Here is a 1,230-nt window from a genome sequence, read left to right as displayed (position 1 = left end):
GACTACTGGGTGCGGCACGTGCGCGAGGCCGTCCGCTACGCCGACGGGATCACCGCCCTGCGCGAGGCGGGTGTGGACACGTTCCTGGAGGTCGGGCCGCAGAGCGTCCTGACCGCGATGGCTGCCGACGTGCTGCCCGGCGACGACGGTGTGCTGGCCGTCGCGGTGCAGCGCCGGGACCGGGCTGAGGCGCAGGCGCTGCTGCACGCTCTGGCGGAGTTGCACGTGCACGGCGTGCCGGTGACCTGGACGCAGTGGTTCGCCGACGCTGGCGCGCGCCGCGTGGACCTGCCCACGTACGCCTTCCAGCACCAGCGCTACTGGCCGGAGGGCACGCCCGCGAAGCAGGCCGCCCCGGAGGGCGGCGACGCCGAGTTCTGGGCCGCCGTCGAGCGGGGCGACCTGGCCGCCCTCGCCGCCGAACTCGGCGACGACACCGAGGACCTGGACGCGCTCGCCCCGGCCCTGCCGCTCCTGGCGCGCTGGCGTCAGCACCGGTCGCGGGACACCGCCCTCGACGGGTGGTCGTACCGGGTCGGGTGGGAGCCGGTGCGGCCGGCCCCGGCGACCCGGTTGTCCGGGCGGTGGCTGGTCGTCACCGTCGACAGCGGCGCCGACGCGGGCGTGGCGAAGACCCTCACCCAGGCGGGCGCGCGGGTGGACACGCTCACCGTGTCGTCCACCCTCGCCCGCGCCGAACTGGGCAAGCGGCTGGGCCGGATCAGCGGGGACGGCTGGGCCGGGGTGCTCTGCGTGCTGCCCCGGCAGGACCGGCCCCTGGCGCACACCCCGGCGGTACCCGCCGGCGCGGCCGCCCTGCTCACCCTCACCCGGGCGCTCACCGACACCGGCCTGCCGGGACGGGTGTGGGCGCTGAGCCGTACCGCGATGCCGGTCACGGCCGGAGAGCGGGCCGGCGACGTCTGGGCGGCCCTGGCCTGGGGCCTGGGCCGGGTCGTCGCCCTCGAACAGCCGGACCGCTGGGGCGGCCTGGTCGACCTGCCCGACCGCGCCGACCGCGGCGCCCGCGCCGGGCTCGTCGCGATCCTCGCCGACGGCACCCTGGACCAGGTGGCCGTCCGCCGCAACGGCCTCTTCGGCCGGCGGCTGGTGCCGGCCGCGCCGCCCGCGGGTGCGGGTTGGCGGCCCGCCGGGACGGTGCTGGTGACCGGTGGTACGGGTGCCCTGGGTCGGCACGTGGCGCGCTGGTTGCTGGCCAACGGGGCCGGT

General features: G+C 78.0%; 1 pseudogene. It reads left to right on the top strand.

The window, feature by feature from the left end:
* Positions 1 to 18 precede the first annotated feature (18 nt).
* A pseudogene (locus ABZ573_RS32510) lies at positions 19 to 1,230 on the top strand (beta-ketoacyl synthase); the annotation flags it as partial.

Origin of the sequence: Micromonospora sp. NPDC007220, from assembly GCF_040634035.1 — a bacterium.
Taxonomy (GTDB): domain Bacteria; phylum Actinomycetota; class Actinomycetes; order Mycobacteriales; family Micromonosporaceae; genus Micromonospora; species Micromonospora reichwaldensis.
Note: the sequence above shows the minus strand (reverse complement) of the source record. Positions and strands in the feature narration are given on the sequence as shown.